Here is an 18,144-nt window from a genome sequence, read left to right on the forward strand (position 1 = left end):
CTTACTCAACATTCGAAATTTGATTAATCGCTGCAATCAATTGCGAGCGAGAAAGCTCATTTACGTTAAGTTTAAACAAAGCATCCAGGCGACGATTGATATGTTCAACAGTGCTCATAAAGGCTTTCATTTTTTCTTCTTTATCCACCTCTAAATGGGACGGATCAGACAGGCCCCAGTGCGCCTTGATCGCTCCGCCAAGATAAAGAGGACACGCTTCCTGTGCAGCCGCATCACAGACGGTAATCACCACGTCTGGCTGATACTGTTCACAAGCATCAATGCTTTTGCTGGATAAGCCTTCAGTCGACAAGCCCAGATTGTGCAGGGTTTCAAGCGTCAAGGGATGCACCTGACCGGAAGGTTTGCTGCCGGCACTGTAAGCGACCCAGCCTTCTGGCGCACGGCTATTGAACAACACTTCAGAGAGAATGCTGCGGCAACTGTTCCCCGTACATAAAAACAAAAATTTCATGAAAACTTACTCGCAATGGCTCTGAATCGATAGAGCGGAAGAATCAAATAAAACCGGAACCTCACTAGCTTTTAGCACGTCCAGAATTTCAAAACACCAGGCCGGCAATTGCTGATTAATGCTGTAGTACACCCACTGGCTTTGCCGGCGATCGTTGAGTAAACCACAAGAACGTAACAAGGCCAGATGACGTGAAATTTTCGGCTGGCTTAACTGCAGTTTATCGGTCAGATCACAGACGCATTGCTCTTTGTTTTGTGCAATTAGCAGGACAATACTGAGACGTGTTTCATCAGATAAACATTTAAAAAACTGAACGTGGTCCATAATTGCTCCCATTTTTTATGCAAATATACACATATCCATATATATGGTAAAGATGACCTGTCAAAAATGATATCCAGATCAGAATATGCCTACCAGAAAGCGCTCGCTTCAACAATTTCCCGCTTTTTCCGATATAGATCATCGTCAATGTGTTTTTCAGATAAAAAAGCTCCAATCAAGTTGAAGCTTTTTCGCATGGGGGGACACTTTATTTTACCCGATTGCCCTGTTCATCCACGATGATTTCACCGTCTTCTTTGGCAAAGGCTTTTAATTGTGGCAAGCGCAGAATATCCAGTACCACTTCCGATGGACGGCATAATCGGGTTCCAAACTCGGTAACCACCAACGGGCGATTGATCAGGATCGGATGTTGCAGCATGGTATCCAGCAGTTTCTCATCGCTCCAGCCGGCATCATCCAGATTCAGCTCGGTGTAGGGATCGACATTTTTACGGAGCACTTCACGAACCGTCAAACCGGCATCCCGAATCATGTTGACCAGCTGATCTTTCGAGGGTGGCGTAAGCAGATATTCGATCACTTCCGGCTCAATTCCCGCATTGCGAATTAACGCCAGCGTATTGCGTGAGGTGCCACAGGCCGGGTTATGATAAATTTGGACTTTTGGCATTTGATTCATGAGCTTCCCTCTTATCAATGAATCATAGTTTTATATATGAATATACGCATATTCGCAATATAAAATATATGTGCTTTATGAATAAAATCTGAGATGAGGACTCTAAAACCATTGGAAACAGTTTCAAAATGAGGCTGTCTTATGTCTAGGATACTGGGAGCAGTCCAGTTGATCCGGATGCTTATTACGGAGACATGCAATCTGATGACATTATTATGGTTCGTTACGGTGATGATGCTACTTTCAAAAATTAGTTATTGAGACAAATGGAAAAAGATATCTTCAGGCTCTAAGTCCAGAGTTCAAGCCAAATATTATTGAGTTAAACAACCAATGTATATTTGTAGGTCAGGTAGTTAACTGTATACGCTATGTTTATCGAGCGAGAACAAGATTTAGAAAGAATTAACAAAAGCCAATATATTCAGCGTTGTCTAAATTGATAAAATCGCCGTTTTCTACAGAAAATTTAAGATTGTTAAGGATTGAAGTGAATATTCAAAATGATTTACCAGAACTAAGTAATTACAGTGAGTTAAGCAGTAAAGAGCAATTAACTATCCATCAAATGCTTATTTCGTACGTACGCTCAGATCACCTCTATAATATTATCTTGACCCATAATGCTGAACCTTACGACTTAGTTAAACTTGTAAGTATTAGTTTTGAGAATAGAGATGCTGCTATCTGGGTTCATTTTAAAACTATTACAGCTGAGAGACTGACAATGCCTCTCGATTTTATTTCAAGAATAGAAGTATGTAATTACGAAGTTTTTTAAGACTAGAATCGAGTCCCCCTAGCGTGGGGATTTATGTTAAATAAGATCTAAGACAAAATAGAAATACTCTTGGTAACATACATAAGAAGCCAGCAGCTTTTGCAGCCATATAATTCTTGACCTTTTTATGGGAAATATGTGGTCTAAAAATTATCCCTGTAAAACATCATATAAATCCTATAATTATTAGAAACGATGACATGATTTTAATCTCTTATTTTTCTAAGTTCATATTAAACAATCCGATATGTACGAGTTCTCTTTTATAAGATTCTCTATATAATTCAAAGTTAAATAACAATAAACTTTATATTTTTTCTTATATGTGAAGCTTATCCCAAAAAATTTAAAGGAAACTATATACCAGCTCTTATAAGATTGTCCCCCCCAATGCGTACAATGAAGATAAACTGTTGAATGATTTGGATAAATCGCTAAATTAATATAAATATTATTATAATATAAAGGGTTAGACACTTTTCCTTTCGACTTTACAATTTCCTTTCGTTGTTAATAATTAAGATACATTTAAAATGCTTCTTTAGAACTATAATTTTGAAAATTTTTTGGTAGCTTCGATTCATTATGACTTTTTATATATTTCTAATACTTATGAATATCGCAGCTATAATGGCAGTGATTGCATTTTTTCATAAGTAATAAGAAAATTACATCTTGGTATTTCTAACCGCAGGCTAATTTTAAATTTCATTATAAAAATAAATTTCTTTAAGTATTATTTTTAGTATAAATTTCACACATTTCTATATAATACCTATTTTAGGCTCCCGTTTATAAGAATTACTCATATATTGGGTATTTCGCATATATATTCTTACTGTTGCAGTAGGTTCACTTCATGAATAATATTAACTTTAATAACTTTGAAGAAGCTGGCCAAGCCATTTTAAAATTCTTATCTCAACGCTTTGGCTTCAAATTGTGGATGATTACTCGTACTGAGGGTGACGACTGGATTGTATTATTGAGTGAAGATAATGGCTATAACGTTAAGCCCGGACAAGTATTTCATTGGGCAGACTCATTCTGCTCACACATGGTACAAAGTAATATGCCTCGTATTGCTCCCTATTCACCTGATATTCAAGTTTACGCAGATGCACCTATAAATCACCTAGTCTCAATTAAAGCCTATATCGGCCAACCTCTGTATAAAGAAGATGGCTCTCTTTTTGGCACTCTATGTGCAATTGATCCCGAACCTCAACCTAAAATTCTTGTTGAAGATGCTCCATTATTCGAGTTGATAGCAAAGGTACTCAGTTATACGATTCAAGCTGATATGAAAGCTGCTGAGTACATACGTAAAGCTGAGCGTTTTGAAATGGAAGCAATGTCCGACCCAATGACTGGACTTTTCAACCGTCGTGCTTGGGATGAGCTTATTATCAAAGAGGAAGAGCGCTGTAAGCGTTATGGTCACCCTACTGCTATTCTTATGATAGACCTTAACGATCTTAAGATCACAAATGATACTCTGGGTCATGCTGCAGGTGATGAGCTCATTCAAAGAATGGCTTTAGCTCTCAAAAACACGGTACGTAGTAATGATATTATCGCTCGCTTAGGGGGTGATGAGTTTGCTGTGATGACCATTGAAACTAACTTAGAGCATGCGAAGAAGCTTGCATCAAGAATTCAAAATACTTTTACAAAAGTTGGAATTAGTGCTGCAATTGGCTTTGCAATGCGTAATCCAACCTTTGGGTTAGCTGAAGCTATCAAAGAAGCAGATGCAAAGATGTATCAGAATAAAGTTATGGTCAAATCGAGTAGCCATTAATTAAACTACTTACCCGATGCAGTCTTTGTATCTGGTAAGGCCTTATCTACAATCTGAAGATGTACTATTGAAATAATTCAATATAACCGAAAACCCTAGAGATTTTTTGAAATAAAAACTATTATTTTTCATATCATTAAGATCTTTAATCCGTTTTAATTCTGCACTTAGCCCTATCAAAATTGCGACTTTTCCAACAAAAATCCTGCAGTTTATTCCCAGGTTTTTGATCAAACGGTTAGGACCAACAATTTACTTTTATCATGAAGACTGATTATAAAAATAATAAAAGTCCATGCCAAAAAACCTTAAGTTCGCCAGCGAGCGCCGTAGTGACCAACGTAAAAAAGTCATACAAGCCGAAATGCTGCAGGCCCAAACATTTATACAGATCTATCTGCTCTTACCTTTCTTCTTTAAGGCATATCAGCATCAGCAACATCTTACGATGCGCAAACCCTAGAAGATGTCATCTAGCATGAAGCAAGCGCTGTGCGTGATAAAAAATTGACTGAACCTACACTGCAAATCTGCCTGTGGCTGATCAGCCTATTCCAGCCGAGTACAACGCAAGTGCAGCACTTCAATCAATTTATTAATTTGCGGCACTTTGAGCTGAAATATTTAAGCTAAATGTCATGAATAGACATATCTGCCAGTGCACCAAACTTTTCATCAAACGGCGCTAATTGTTCTTTGACGTATTTGGATCCGCGAAGTTTACGGCCATGCTCATCATAGTATTTATGAAAAAGTGTTTTGAAGGGATAGTACTGTTTTATGCTCAAGTCTTCCGCCATCTGATTGACCTTCGCTTCAAGCATCTTTTGAGCTACCCCTTGCTCACATTCTTTTGCGGTATCACGAGTTGCTGAAGAACGTTTTCCATTGATCATTAGTTCAATGTAGTAGGCCGAACCGCGCTTTCTGGGCTTGGGTAATTTCATGACGTAATTTCCAAAATTCTTGACGTAAACTTGACGTAAATTTAACGGCAATAACTGCATAAAATACGGGTTTTGCAGATAGTGCGGATAACGGCTCACTTTACTCAAGGCATTAAAAAAGGGCTTTAAGCTACTGTTTTCGCTTAAAACCCTTGTAACATAACGTTTAGAATCTTGGTAGGTATATCCAGACTCGAACTGGAGACCTCTACGATGTCAACGTAGCGCTCTAACCAACTGAGCTATACACCTAGAATGCTTGGCATATTATAAATTTTTCCGACCGAAAACAAGCCTTTTCATTTAGTTTTTAAAACGTCCGCGCAAGTTTTAAGCAAATCTTTGAATTTTTTCAATTCTTGTTCAGTTATTGGGGTTCCCGAATAAAGATTTTTTTCAAAAACCTGTATAGCTTGAATAAAAGCAGTCTGGTTTTCAACCTGGGCCTGCTGGGATAAACGTAACATCCAGTGGTGAAAAGTTTCAGCTGGTTGTTTTTTGAGATCGTCAGCTAAAGATTGATTCAGCTGTTGAATCGCTCGATCAAATGGAGGTTGCGCCTGCCGGGCTTTTAGATAAATTCTGAAGATATAGGCCAAAATCAGTATCGCAATACTGCCCAGCAAAATTATGACACTCGAATAAACTGAGCCGAGGCCTAATTTTGACAACCAGTTCTGTTGTGATTCTGCATTATAACCCACCACCATACTTTGCCATTGGTAGCTGGCATAATCACTCCAAACGCGTAGTTTGGTGATCCATAGATTATGCTGCGAGTTCCAGGTCGACTGATTTGCCGATACCCATGCATCCTGAGAAAGCAGATTTTGCATGCCATCATCTATACGCTGTGGAGCGATCATTGCGGTTGGATCAAAGCGTTGCCATTTCTGGTCAATCCAGACTTCTGTCCAGGCATGCGCATCGAGCTGCCGGACTTCCCAGCTCATCCGATCCGGAGCCAGCTCCCCACCCTGATAGCCGGTGACGACCCGTGCAGGAATCCCGACATAACGCATCAACATCACGAAGCTCGAGGCATAGTGTTCACAAAAGCCTTGCCGGGAATTAAACAGGAATTCATCAATCCGGTTTTGCCCCAACTGGCCCGGCTTCAGGGTATAAACAAAGTTATTCTGCTGATACCAGTTCAAGACTTTCTGCACATAACGGCGAGGATCTTCCGCACTTTGCGCATATAGACGTTGTGCCAATTGCTGTGCTCGCGGATCCAGTCGGCGCTGTACCTGGGTATTCGTTCGCTTGATATATTGCGTTGGCAAAGCCTGAGGATCATATGCTGTCCCGACCCACTGTAACGAAATCGGTTCAACACGTTGCGTGAGCCGTCTCGGCACAATGCTCCAATCCTGACGGTTATAATAACGGCGTTCCACAGGTATCGATTTTTCCAACCCCATGATCCAGAACACCGAAGGATCCGCAGCCAGATATTGGTAGTTCCAGCCTGTAGGTACGGGTGAGGTATCCATCGGTTGTCGCATTAAAGGCTGCTGATTGACGAAACTGCTGGTCCAGCGTTGCCCATCATATTCATCTAGCACCAACGCTCGCCAATAGAGTTCTGAGCGTGGCGGAAGCTTGCTGATATCACCAATAATCCGGAAAGCAAGGGCACTGGATTGGGATAATTCAGCAATATCCCCAGGTGACATACTAGCGCCAATGCCGGTCACACCCTTATTTTCAGGAATGGGAATATGCCAAAGTGGTGGCAAGCGCGGAAAGAAAATAAACAGCAAGATAAAAAATGGAACAGCGTACAAGATAAACTTGCCCACATGTTTGGCATCCTGTTGCAATGCTGCGCGCTGAGTGATCTGCTCCTGCTCAAAATCGCTAGTCTGAATCCGGTACAAACCAATCAGACAGCTGATTAAACACAGCACGATCACAATCGCCATCCCAAAAGATTGGCTATATAGGAATGAGCTGGCAGCAACAAACAGGGCAAAATTAAACAGAATAATCAGGTCACGTTTATTTTTACTTTCCAGTGATTTAGCAAATAAAAAAGTAGATAAAACTGCTACCCCAGCCTCAACACCAATAAAACTATGATGGCTCAAATAAATACTGCCGAGTGCCAAAGCCGTCAGTAGAAAAGTGCCCGTTTTGGGAAATGGCTGCTGACGTTTCAGGAAAATCCAGATACATACAATACTAATCGCAAAAATAATACTGAGTAGAACCGGAATAAATGCCATCTGGGCGATGAGAATCAGGCCCAAAGTCAGCACAATCGAGGTACGGATTTTTGCATTGATCATGAATTTACCCGCCTTAGGCCTGCGCCAACAATTGTTTGGCTTTCCGCAGTTGTTCTTCACCTGCACCCTGAGGCAATTCGGCCTGTGGCAAATGCAGACTATACGCACATTGCTGCTGCTCGCATTGCTCGACCAGACCCATCACAAATTCAAGTTTTTCTTCATGTGACTGACTCGGCATATGTGCATAATGAATCTCGATACTGTGTTCATCCTGATATTGCTCAAAGACTTTGACATACAAGCCTTGTCCACGCGCAAACTGCTTCCAGGACACCGCCTGCAAGGAATCGCCTGACTGGTAATTGCGCAATTCACGAAACTCATCCATATCCGGTTCAAAACGGTTAAAGTGATATTTATTTTCTGTGCTAAAAACTTCAGCTTTAGGCGCGACCCAGGCCGAATGCTGATGATAAAGATAGGTCCAGGCTCGAACTAACCCAAAGGGATAAACCGAATAAATCTGAATCACCGGATAATCAAACTTGCCACGTTGCTCTGCATAAAATGGCAGAATAAATTGCTGTTTTTGTGCATTCAGATAAACTTTCGCTAGCTGATTCCCTGCTTTGATATACAAATAGCGGGGGCGAAGCTGCTGCTGTTGAAAATAAAGATGCAGATTCACGCTATGACCGACCTGCCCCACATCATCTGCGATCAATTCAATTTTCAGGTCATGCAATTGCTTAAAAGTCAGATAAAAACTGATACACAGCACCGCACTGATTAAAAAGCAGAAACCTAAAATCAGGTTATTGGCATAGTTCACCCCGGCCACAAAGGTGATGAAGATCAACACCAGATACAGATAGCCCTGCTGATAAATAAATACCAAGACATCTTTCTGCGAGAGCTGTTTCTGCGGAGAAAATTGAAAGCGTTTAGCCAGCCATCTTTGCCAGGTTTTATCCAAGAGAGGACTCCTTTAGCTGACCGCAACCTGTTGCATCACATTAAACGTTTCAGCTTCACTCAAACCCAGACGATGCGAAGTCACCGCGACAAATACCGCTTGTACATCATCCGGTGTGACAAAAGCGCGTTGCTGAATCAGGGCATGCGCTTGTGCTGCACGCTTCAAGGCCAGAAGGCCACGCGTAGAAAGTCCATGACGGCTTTTACGGGTTTCTTCTGCCAGATCGAGCAAATATTCCTGAATGGCTTCACTGATAAATATCTGATGCGCCAGACTTTGCAGATCCAGAATTTCATCTTCAGTAAAAATATGCGCCAGACTCGCAATCAGGGCAAAACGGGATTCCTGCTGTAATAAAAGTTTTTCTGCATGGCGTGATGGATAACCCAAAGACAAACGCATCAGGAAACGATCTAGCTGGGATTCCGGCAAAGCGTAAGTACCACTTTGAAACAGCGGGTTTTGTGTCGCAATCACCCAAAAAGGTTTCGGTAAGGCATAGCGTACGCCATCAATGGTGGCATAGCCTTCTTCCATGGCTTCAAGTAAGGCACTCTGGGTTTTGGGGCTACAACGGTTAATTTCATCTGCCAGTAAAATCTGGGTAAAAATTGGGCCTTGTTTAAACTCGAACTGATGTTCTTTCTGGTTAAACATATTAATGCCGATGACATCACTGGCCAGCATGTCATTGGTAAATTGAATCCGCTGGAACTTTAACCCAGCCAGATGTGCCAGACTGCTGGCTAATGTGGTTTTACCCAGCCCGGGTAAATCTTCAAATAAGACATGTCCGCCTGCAATCAGACAACAGAGTGCCAGTGTGGTCTGGGCCTGCTTATCCAACACAATGGCATTAACTTCTTCAAAAAAACGCTGGATCTTGGGTGCATAACTTGCAATCTTTTGTTCAAGCACTGTATCGATGTGTGCAATGTCGTTATTTTCCTTTTGTTTTATGCCCCAGATCACAATAAATTCCTTAATAAAACATGGCCTAAGATTAACATACACTGAAATTTAAATTTTCCCAAAAGATCAATCATCTGTCTGTGTAACTGGATAAAAATATTCGCTAGAAAGTGACGAGGATTTAAATACTAGAAGAGTAGAAATGATCAGGTTGAAAAGAATTAAAAAGCGCAGACAACAAATAAAATGATCAGCACAAATAGAGATCATTTTTCTTTTCGCTCCAATGTCAAAATATCGACATACGCTTATTTATCTATTTGAAAAGAATCATACTTAAAAGGTATAGAGACTTAAGTGATTCCCTGGATTTTTATAAAAATTTTCTCAGCTAGCTCAATAAATGACATCAGATTTAACGCGATCGTCTATTCCTCATATTAATTTTTAACGATAAAAAAAGCGCCCCGAAAGGCGCTATGACTTAAGGATTAACACGGACACTTCTTCATATCACCGCCCGCGGATGGATAACGGGAATCCACACAGTGGCGATAAAATGTTTTCGGGTCCATGGCTTCCAGATCGGGATGATGCTTGCGCATATGCTCCACATAGGTCTGGTAATCAGGTACACCGACCATCAAACGAAAACTTTGCTGCAAACGTTGCCACAAGGTCGCAATCCGCGACCAGTTTTTCGGATTCAGGATTAAATCCTTTTGTGACATTACGGTCATTTTGATGATTTTATAAATCATCGTTTTCCCGCTTTTGGCAAACTTCAGATTCATAATATTCCCCTTAATGACCTTTCGCTGGCTGAATCTCTTCAGGATCGCGATAAATCGCTTCTGCTTCATGTACAGATGGCTCAGGATTTGCCAATGCACGACGAATCACGCGAATTGCAGCAAACAACATGACAAAGGCTACAATCATAAAGAAAGCACAGAGCGCAGCATTAATCTGGTTCGACATCGCTACCGTCTGCATTTCTGCCACAGTTTTCGCTGGTGCCAGGATTTCATTATTGGCAATCGCCGTGTTGAAACGATCAGCCTGCGCAAGGAAACCAATCTTTGGATTTTCGTGGAAAATCTTCTGCCAGCCTGCTGTCATAGAAGTAATGAACAGGAACACTGTCGGGATAATCGTGACCCAGACATATTTCTGCTTCTTCATCTTGAACAAAATAACCGTACCAAGAATCAATGCCATTGCAGCCAGAATCTGGTTACCAATACCAAACAGCGGCCATAAACTGTTAATCCCGCCGAGTGGATCGACTACGCCCTGATAGACGAAGAAGCCCCAGCCTGCCACTGCAACCGCAGTACCCAACAGGTTTCCGAAGAAGTTATGCGACTGTTTCACCGCTGGAATTACGATACCGACAGTATCCTGTACCATGAAACGACAGGCACGCGTACCCGCATCTACAGCAGTCAGGATGAATAATGCTTCAAACAGAATCGCAAAGTGATACCAGAACGCCATCATTTCACGACTATTAAAGATTTCCGTGATGATATGTGCCATACCGATTGCAAAGGTAGGCGCACCACCAGTACGTGACAGAATCGAGTTTTCACCGACTTCCTGTGCCAGCAAAGTCAAGGCTTCAGGGGTTACCACAAAACCAAGGGTTCGCACTGCTTCTGCTGCGCTTTCTGCGGTAGTACCGAGCAAGGCTGCTGGTGAGTTAATCGCAAAATAAATTCCTGGATCCAGAATTGCAGCACAGATCAAAGCCATGATCGCTACAAAAGATTCCATCAACATACCGCCATAACCGATCATACGGATATCGCGTTCGTTGTTGACCAGTTTCGGTGTCGTCCCTGAAGAAACCAAGGCATGGAAACCGGAAATCGCACCACACGCAATAGTAATGAACAGGAATGGGAACATAGAACCTGCGAATACAGGACCAGTCCCATCAATGAATTTGGTAATCGCTGGCAGTTTCATTTCAGGCATGGCAAACAGGATACCCACGGCCAAACCTGCAATCACGCCAATTTTCAGGAAGGTCGACAGATAATCACGTGGAGCAAGCAATAGCCAGACTGGCAGTACCGATGCAATGAAACCATAAATGATCAGTGCCCAAGTGAGTTCAGTGCCAGAAAGCGTAAAGAACGGACCCCAATATGGATGTTGTGCGATGTTTTCACCGTAGATAATGCCCAGCATCATCAAGACAAAACCAATAATCGAGACTTCAGCAATTTTACCCGGGCGGATAAAACGCATGTAGATGCCCATAAAGATCGCAATCGGAATGGTGGCTGCAATACTGAATACACCCCATGGACTGTTAGTCAGTGCTTTAACAACGACTAGCGCCAATACTGCCAGAATGATGATCATCACGCCCAAGGCACCGAGCATCACGATAATACCGGCAAAGGTTCCGAGTTCCTGCTTGGCCATCTCACCGAGTGATCGACCGTCACGACGGGTGGAAATAAACAGTACCAGAAAATCCTGGACTGCACCGGCAAGCACCACACCGACTAACAGCCAGATCGTACCGGGTAAATAGCCCATTTGTGCTGCCAAGATCGGACCGACTAAAGGACCTGCACCGGCAATCGCTGCAAAGTGATGGCCAAACAGAACGCTTTTGTTGGTCGGCACATAGTCCAGACCATCGGCCAGACGATGCGCAGGCGTTAAACGGCGTTCATTCAGCTCAAATACTTTGGTGGCGATAAACAAACTGTAGAAACGGTAAGCAATGCTATAGACACAGGCGGCGGCAAGTACCAGCCAGACTGCATTGACATGCTCACCCCGACTCAGTGCTAGAACTCCAAAAGAGACTGCACCCACAATGGCTACCAGAAGCCAAATCATTTTCGAAGTCAGCGTCGACTTCTTTTGTAAAGTTTCCATTCAATCCCTCATATTGTGATGCATACAAATCAGCGTGATTGTTGTTGTTCGAGGTACTGCTGTTTTCCCTTGCGACTTTACGCCTGTTCTTTTGCTTTTCCTCTAAGACTTTGGCATAAAAAAAGGGATGATTTAAATCATCCCTCTCGATAATAGTCTATTTTCAAACCATTATGCACGTTCTAAATAGTCACCAGTACGGGTATCTACACGAACGCTTTCTTCTTGCTGTACGAATAATGGAACACGTACCACAGCACCTGTTTCAAGTTTCGCCGGCTTACCGCCACCGCCAGAAGTATCACCACGAACACCTGGATCAGTTTCAACGATTTTAAGTACGACGAAGTTCGGTGGAGTCACGTTTAAAGGCACGCCATTAAACAACATGATGGTACATTTTTCATTTGAATCGTCTTTTAACCATTTTGCAGCATCGTTCATTGCTGTTTTATCAGCTGCGATCTGTTCAAAAGTTACAGGATCCATGAAGTTCCACATTTCGCCATCGTTGTACAAGTATTCCATTTCTACTTCAACGATATCAGCCGCTTCTAGGTTCTCGCCTGATTTGAAAGTTTTTTCCAGAACTTTACCTGATTTGAGGTTACGTAATTTTACGCGGTTAAAAGCTTGGCCTTTACCTGGTTTTACGTATTCGTTTTCCATGATTGAACATGGGTTGCCATCAAGCATAACCTTAAGGCCTGACTTGAAATCATTCGTAGAATAATAGGCCATGACTGGCGCACTCCAAACTTACTAACTTTAATCTATTGATGCTATGGGCTGTTTCGATGTCATTTAGCAAGTCTGACACGAACATTGAGTTGCCACATGCACATTCATTTGATGTTGCGTATTCTAAATGAGCAATACACTTTGCCGCAATGAAAAAATCCGCTTTCACCCGCTCAGGCTGTTTAAGTTACAATCAGACATGAAAATCCTTTGTTTATTCATGTCTTGCTCAACGTTAAAATAGCATCAGGCGAGCACGAAGATCAGCATAGCTTAATCACTCTTTATTTTATAGCGCAGTGGATTATTGCGCTTGCGCACAAACTGTTAAACTGCGCCCATCAGGCTTTGTCCTCTCACTTATTATTGTTAATCTTCCGGCATGACGAACTATCTATATCAAGAACAAAACTGGCAATCACAACTCAGCGACCTGATCACTGATCCACGTGAACTGCTTGAAGTGCTGCAACTCGCACCAGAACAGCTTCTCTCAGGCGCCATCTTGGCTTCCAAGCAGTTTAAATTACGCGTACCGCGTGCTTTTGTCGGCAAAATGCAGGCCGGAAATCCTTTAGATCCGCTTCTTTTACAAGTGCTGCCCCATCATCTGGAACTGGAAGAACATCCAGGATTTGTTACCGACCCCTTGGGCGAAGAACAGGCCAATCAGCAACCCGGCGTACTGCATAAATATAAATCCCGTTTCTTACTGACCCTGACTGGTGCCTGTGCCGTGCATTGCCGTTATTGTTTCCGCCGACATTTTCCCTATCAGGAAAATCTGCCTAAAAACGAAGACTGGATAAATATCAAGCAATATCTGGAAAGCCAGCCCGATATTAATGAAGTAATTCTGAGCGGCGGTGATCCACTGACCTTATCGAACCGAAAATTAAAAACCTGGATTGAACGACTAGAATCAGTACCACATCTCAAATTCTTAAGAATACATTCACGAGTTCCTATTGTGATCCCCAACCGAGTCGACGAAGAGCTACTTAGCATGTTAAAAAACAGTAGGCTACGTATTATTCTGGTGGTACACTCAAACCATGCATCGGAGCTGGATGACTTCACTTGCAAGCGTTTAAACCAACTGGTTCAACAGCAGATCACCGTTCTGAATCAGGCAGTTTTATTAAACGGGGTGAATAATTCTGCTCAGGTTTTAGTAGATTTAAGCTATCGCTTGTTTGATGCCGGGGTCATGCCTTATTATTTACATGTACTTGATAAAGTAAAAGGTGCGCATCATTTTGATTTAGCGCCTGACCATATTAATGAGATTTATACAGAAGTTTTAGCGAACCTGCCGGGGTATTTGGTTCCTAAACTGGTTCGAGAAATAGCGGGCGAGAAGAATAAGACACCGCTTTTTGGGGTTTCAACATTTTTGAGTTAAATAATAAAGATGAGCACGCATACTTCAGACATTTTTCAGACACCGACGGAACTTAAACGAGAGCAGTTGAGCTTTTGTCCAACCACTGCCAAGGCTTTGCAGGAATGGGTTGCGGGGATTTCGATTCTACAGCTGGGGAATTCATCCAAATCCCTGTTTAATGCCTTATTGGAAGTTTCTGAGCTGAAATGTACAGAAACCCTGCGCTTTGACCTGATTCAGGTCTTGCATCCCACCCTTGAAAATGTCCTGACCAGTCTGGAAAAGCATTTCGTCAATCAGGGCCTGATCACTTCCGACCGGAATGACCAGATTATTGAGCTGGCTATGCTGCTGCGCAGTCATTTTGCCAAAATTTATATCGATATCGTCAAACGCTGTAATCATCAGCTGACCCATCAGAAGTTTTCGCTATTTTCTCTAGGCAAAAAGAAGAGCATTCAAACTGCCCGGATGGTGTCGATTTATTATGCCCTGCAACAACTCACCCTTCTGTTATATCAACAGCATATGCTGTATAGCACGCCAGGTCTGGGACAATGGCTGGCTGCCCATCAACTGCTTGAATGTGCAATAGACAATAATTTCTATCAAAGCAATATCAATCAGGTATTAGGCACCCAGCATGAAATCCAGAATATTGCACATGCCTATGCACAGCTGATTTTACTGGATATCTTCAATACTCATCAGATCCGGCCTGCAGAAATCCAGGGCCTGTATCTATGCAGTTTTGACTGGGCCAAACTGGTGCAGATCTTGCCGAAGGAAACCACGCTGTCCCGTTATGTGGTCAATGCCAGCAAAGATCATCCACCGATCTTTAATACCCATCAAGAGCCACAGTTTCAGCCGAGCTTCTATATTTCCACCCAGAACCTGATGGATCATTTAACGGGTACTCAAAGCAAAAATGCGCAGTATCTGTCGCGGAATGAAAAACTGTTCCTGACCCCTGCACTGCATTTTCATATCTACAATCTGCTCTCGAACAATGTCGAGCGTCGTCATGAACGTTATGAATATTCAGCACAGATCAATATCTGCTTTGGCTTGAGCGTGGCGCATTTTTACCTGTCTAAAGGTAAAAACTTCAATGAAACACTGGAACTCGATGCCAATTATAATTTCCAGAGCGAAAGCAGTTTTGTCAGCTCGATGGAAAATACGATTCCAAGTGCCTTTAGCAGTATCAAGGCGCTCGATCGCGAAACGAAACAGATTCATAGCGCTGAAGTTCTGGATATTAGTGTCAATGGTTACCGGATTAAATGGACTGGTATTACACCTGCCAATTTAAAAACTGGTGAATTTATTCTGGTTCAGGAAAAAACCCAGAGCCAGTGGCGTGGCGGTGTGATTCGCTGGATCAAGCAGTCCACTGACAAGAGCCTGGAAATCGGACTGGAAATTCTGGCACAAGAACTCTTTCCTTGTGCGGCCTACGCCCGCACTGAACGTCATCATGTCAATTATCAACCCGCACTCCTGGTGAAAATGACGCAACTGGATCAGGTTTCAACCAGTCTCATCGTGTCTGGCTCCCAGATGTTTAGGGAAAAACAAACGATTCATTTACGTCTCGGTCAGGAAGAACTCAAAATCTATCTGACCAAAGCACAACTGATTACGCAGAGTTTCATCCGTTTTGATTATGAATTATTGAATGATCAGGAAGAAGAGATGATCGAAAACTTTATCGATCAGCACATGAATGAAAGCAGAAATCATGATTTATGGGAAGCATTGAAGTGAGAAATCCATTATTGTCTAAAAAGTTAAAACGTACTGAAACACGTTTACTGATTATTGATGATAATCAAATTAGATATAACCAAATCCGTGATCTGCTGACCAGTAATGATTATCAGGTGGATGCTGTCCTGCTGGATGATCTGCAATCTTTTGAAAAACAATTAAATTTCAACTGGGATCTGATTATTTTTGGACGTGCCTACGACCTGAAATATGAACAGGCCTTAAGTTTGGTGCGCCTTTCGCAGCAACCTAATCTGCCGATGATTTTGCTTAAACCGGATGATTACCAGGCTGAACAATATGCGCAATATATCCGTAAAGGGGTATATGACATTCTCAATTTTGACTACCTGGAACGCTTTTATGTGGGACTGGTCCGAGCATTGTCATTTAGCCGTTTGTCACAGTCTCAGCAACATTTAATGACTGAGCTGGAAACAGCACAAATTCAGGCACAATCTTTAGTAGACGACAGCAACCGTGCTGTTGCCACCATTCAGGAAGGGATTCATATTCAGGCCAATGCGGACTACCTGAAACTGTTTGGCTTGCAAAATGAAGATGAGATTATTGGCCTACCGCTTCTGGATCTGCTCCAGCCTTCAGATTTGAATGATTTTAAAACGCGTTTCAAAAAGATTTCTCAGGGTCAATTTGATTTAGGTCGGGTCGAGATCCAGTCTCTGAATCCGCATGTGTCCGCATCTAATCCATTAAAACTGGAATTCTTGCCTTCAACGGCTGAAGAAGATGCGGTACAAATTAGCATTGATACTCAATCTAAAACGGTTTCTTCTGAGAAGACTCCTGGAAAACCAAGCGTTTTTCAGTCACTTAAACGTGAACTCAGTAAGCAATCTGCACCGGTGAATGCCTTAGTCACTTTCTCTTTTAGCGCTTATGATCCGGAGCTTCTGCAGTCTGACTGGGCAACTTTTAGTGGCTACTTCAAAGCAGCCGAAGAATTCCTCAAGGAACAGACCCATATTCCCCTGTTTAAACTGGAATATGATGTCGTTGTCGGTCTGTTTCAGGCAGACTCTAAAGCAATTCTTGAATCTAAACTAATCAGTTTAAATGCCTTAAGCAAACCGCAACTCCTTACAGTTGGACAAAAGTCATTCCCTCTAAATTTGCGCTTAGGCTATGTCATGCTTGAACAGGGTTTACAGGATGAAATGCACTGCAATACGCTAATTGGACAAGCATTCTCGACATCTTTACCTCAAGCAGAAGCTGTACCTGAATTTAAACTCGATATTCCTGCGTCACTGAGCAGTCCGGCCGCGGTAGAAATGCAGAGTATAGATTTCAGCGTTGCTGAAACACCAGTTGCCAGCTCAACAGTTGCAGCCGTCAGTCCAGCAGTCACGTCGATTCCTAGCGCTACACCTTCTATTTTGAAAGCCTTAAGTGAATGTCTGGAACGTGGCGAGATCCATTTAAAGTATCAGCAACTCTATGATAAAGAAGATACGCGTTTATATACCTATGAAGTGACCAGTGGCTTTATTTTTGAGAATAAATGGCAGGATATTTCTAGCCTTTTAGAACTTCATGAAGATGATGAACTGTCCATTAAACTGGATCGCTGGATTCTGGTTGAGGCCAGTAAACAGCTACACAACTTTATTACCCAGTATCCTGATGCAAGCTTAATTGTCAATTTGAACCGTGCCGTGCTATTTAAAGACCGCACTTTCCCGGAATTTATTTCCAAGCTGATTACGATTATTCGCAGCAAAGTGAAACATCCGCTAATCTTGCAATTTTCAGAAGAAGATATTTTACTGAATCAGCAAGATGCACAAAAATATCTACGCGTATTGCATGAACATGGCGCGCTGATTGCACTTCGTGATTTTGGTCAATCAATGTACAGTCCAAATTTACTGCGCGAACTGGAACTGGATGGTGTCAGCTTACATTCGAGCTTAACCAATATGCTCAATAAAGATACCGAGATTGAGCAGTTACAGGAAAAAATCACCAGCTATAATGAAATCAAGCCACTCAATATCCTGATCCGTGAATTAAATGATATGACACTGTTCGCGAATGCCTGGAACGTGGATGCTCGCTTTATTCAGGGAAATTATTTCCAGAAAAAACTTGATCATTTGATTGATGTACAAGATCACTAAGATCTTGTACAAGCCTGTGCATTTAGGAAATCGAATGATAATTCTCTAAATTGCAGGCACAAAAAAACGGGCTTAAAACCCGTTTTT

Annotated in this window: 15 protein-coding genes, 1 tRNA gene and 1 pseudogene; 6 read left to right on the top strand and 11 right to left on the bottom strand. The window is 42.2% G+C overall.

All coding sequences use genetic code 11. The features are described from left to right. Nucleotide 1: 1 nt before the first annotated feature. The 3 genes from F894_RS06510 to arsC all read right to left on the bottom strand — a co-directional run bounded on the left by F894_RS06510 (nucleotide 2) and on the right by arsC (nucleotide 1,445). Nucleotides 2-475: an arsenate reductase ArsC gene (locus F894_RS06510; protein WP_004280165.1), complete on the bottom strand. Its 474-nt coding sequence runs from the start codon at nucleotides 473-475 to the stop codon at nucleotides 2-4. A 6-nt stretch (nucleotides 476-481) separates the two neighbouring features. Further along, nucleotides 482-802 carry a metalloregulator ArsR/SmtB family transcription factor gene (locus tag F894_RS06515; RefSeq protein ID WP_004646559.1) on the bottom strand — a complete coding sequence of 107 codons (321 nt, stop codon included), beginning with the start codon at nucleotides 800-802 and terminating at the stop codon, nucleotides 482-484. 208 nt (nucleotides 803-1,010) lie between these two features. Beyond that, on the bottom strand, nucleotides 1,011-1,445 hold the full coding sequence (gene arsC / locus F894_RS06520) for an arsenate reductase (glutaredoxin) (RefSeq protein WP_004280168.1): 435 nt from the start codon (nucleotides 1,443-1,445) through the stop codon (nucleotides 1,011-1,013). A 167-nt stretch (nucleotides 1,446-1,612) separates the two neighbouring features. On the opposite strand from arsC, the pseudogene F894_RS15260 reads away from it, so the two are divergent. From F894_RS15260 to F894_RS06530, 3 genes and pseudogenes are all read left to right on the top strand, one after another. Next, nucleotides 1,613-1,854 (top strand): annotated as a pseudogene (locus F894_RS15260) (S24 family peptidase); the annotation flags it as partial. An 81-nt stretch (nucleotides 1,855-1,935) separates the two neighbouring features. After that, nucleotides 1,936-2,226, top strand: coding sequence for a hypothetical protein (locus tag F894_RS06525; RefSeq protein WP_005246784.1), 291 nt, complete (start codon nucleotides 1,936-1,938; stop codon nucleotides 2,224-2,226). 859 nt (nucleotides 2,227-3,085) lie between these two features. Then, on the top strand, nucleotides 3,086-4,030 hold the full coding sequence (locus F894_RS06530) for a sensor domain-containing diguanylate cyclase (RefSeq protein ID WP_004730046.1): 945 nt from the start codon (nucleotides 3,086-3,088) through the stop codon (nucleotides 4,028-4,030). A 629-nt stretch (nucleotides 4,031-4,659) separates the two neighbouring features. Here the strand turns inward: F894_RS06530 and F894_RS06535 are convergent. The 8 genes from F894_RS06535 to efp all read right to left on the bottom strand — a co-directional run bounded on the left by F894_RS06535 (nucleotide 4,660) and on the right by efp (nucleotide 12,750). Continuing rightward, entirely contained in the window at nucleotides 4,660-5,076 is a 417-nt protein-coding gene (locus tag F894_RS06535) for a hypothetical protein (protein ID WP_228128559.1), read from the bottom strand. Nucleotides 5,077-5,152: 76 nt separating this feature from the next. Further along, nucleotides 5,153-5,229 (bottom strand) — tRNA-Val (locus tag F894_RS06540). A gap of 47 nt (nucleotides 5,230-5,276) precedes the next feature. Next, nucleotides 5,277-7,271: a transglutaminase TgpA family protein gene (locus tag F894_RS06545; protein WP_005246785.1), complete on the bottom strand. Its 1,995-nt coding sequence runs from the start codon at nucleotides 7,269-7,271 to the stop codon at nucleotides 5,277-5,279. Nucleotides 7,272-7,284: 13 nt separating this feature from the next. Next, entirely contained in the window at nucleotides 7,285-8,190 is a 906-nt protein-coding gene (locus F894_RS06550; RefSeq protein WP_005246786.1) for a DUF58 domain-containing protein, read from the bottom strand. A gap of 12 nt (nucleotides 8,191-8,202) precedes the next feature. Then, nucleotides 8,203-9,165, bottom strand: a complete 963-nt coding sequence (locus tag F894_RS06555) for an AAA family ATPase (RefSeq protein WP_005246787.1) — start codon at nucleotides 9,163-9,165, stop codon at nucleotides 8,203-8,205. A 431-nt stretch (nucleotides 9,166-9,596) separates the two neighbouring features. Next, the gene (locus F894_RS06560) at nucleotides 9,597-9,902 is read right to left on the bottom strand and encodes a YbdD/YjiX family protein (RefSeq protein WP_171054308.1); all 306 of its coding nucleotides are present in this window, start codon (nucleotides 9,900-9,902) and stop codon (nucleotides 9,597-9,599) included. Nucleotides 9,903-9,909: 7 nt separating this feature from the next. Continuing rightward, nucleotides 9,910-12,009 carry a carbon starvation CstA family protein gene (locus F894_RS06565; protein ID WP_005246788.1) on the bottom strand — a complete coding sequence of 700 codons (2,100 nt, stop codon included), beginning with the start codon at nucleotides 12,007-12,009 and terminating at the stop codon, nucleotides 9,910-9,912. Nucleotides 12,010-12,180: 171 nt separating this feature from the next. Further along, nucleotides 12,181-12,750 carry an elongation factor P gene (gene efp / locus F894_RS06570; RefSeq protein WP_005246790.1) on the bottom strand — a complete coding sequence of 190 codons (570 nt, stop codon included), beginning with the start codon at nucleotides 12,748-12,750 and terminating at the stop codon, nucleotides 12,181-12,183. 382 nt (nucleotides 12,751-13,132) lie between these two features. On the opposite strand from efp, the gene epmB reads away from it, so the two are divergent. Genes epmB through F894_RS06585 form a run of 3 tightly spaced genes read left to right on the top strand, consistent with a single transcriptional unit; the run spans nucleotide 13,133 to nucleotide 18,057 of the window. Beyond that, complete coding sequence (epmB, locus tag F894_RS06575; RefSeq protein WP_005246791.1) at nucleotides 13,133-14,155, top strand: EF-P beta-lysylation protein EpmB; 1,023 nt, start codon at nucleotides 13,133-13,135, stop codon at nucleotides 14,153-14,155. 9 nt (nucleotides 14,156-14,164) lie between these two features. Then, nucleotides 14,165-15,910 carry a hypothetical protein gene (locus F894_RS06580; protein ID WP_005246792.1) on the top strand — a complete coding sequence of 582 codons (1,746 nt, stop codon included), beginning with the start codon at nucleotides 14,165-14,167 and terminating at the stop codon, nucleotides 15,908-15,910. Further along, nucleotides 15,892-18,057: an EAL domain-containing protein gene (locus F894_RS06585; protein ID WP_005246793.1), complete on the top strand. Its 2,166-nt coding sequence runs from the start codon at nucleotides 15,892-15,894 to the stop codon at nucleotides 18,055-18,057. The genes F894_RS06580 and F894_RS06585 overlap by 19 nt, the downstream gene beginning before the upstream one ends. Nucleotides 18,058-18,144 lie beyond the last annotated feature (87 nt).

This window comes from Acinetobacter sp. CIP 51.11 (genome assembly GCF_000369665.1).
In the GTDB taxonomy this organism is placed as follows: Bacteria; Pseudomonadota; Gammaproteobacteria; order Pseudomonadales; family Moraxellaceae; genus Acinetobacter; species Acinetobacter lwoffii_S.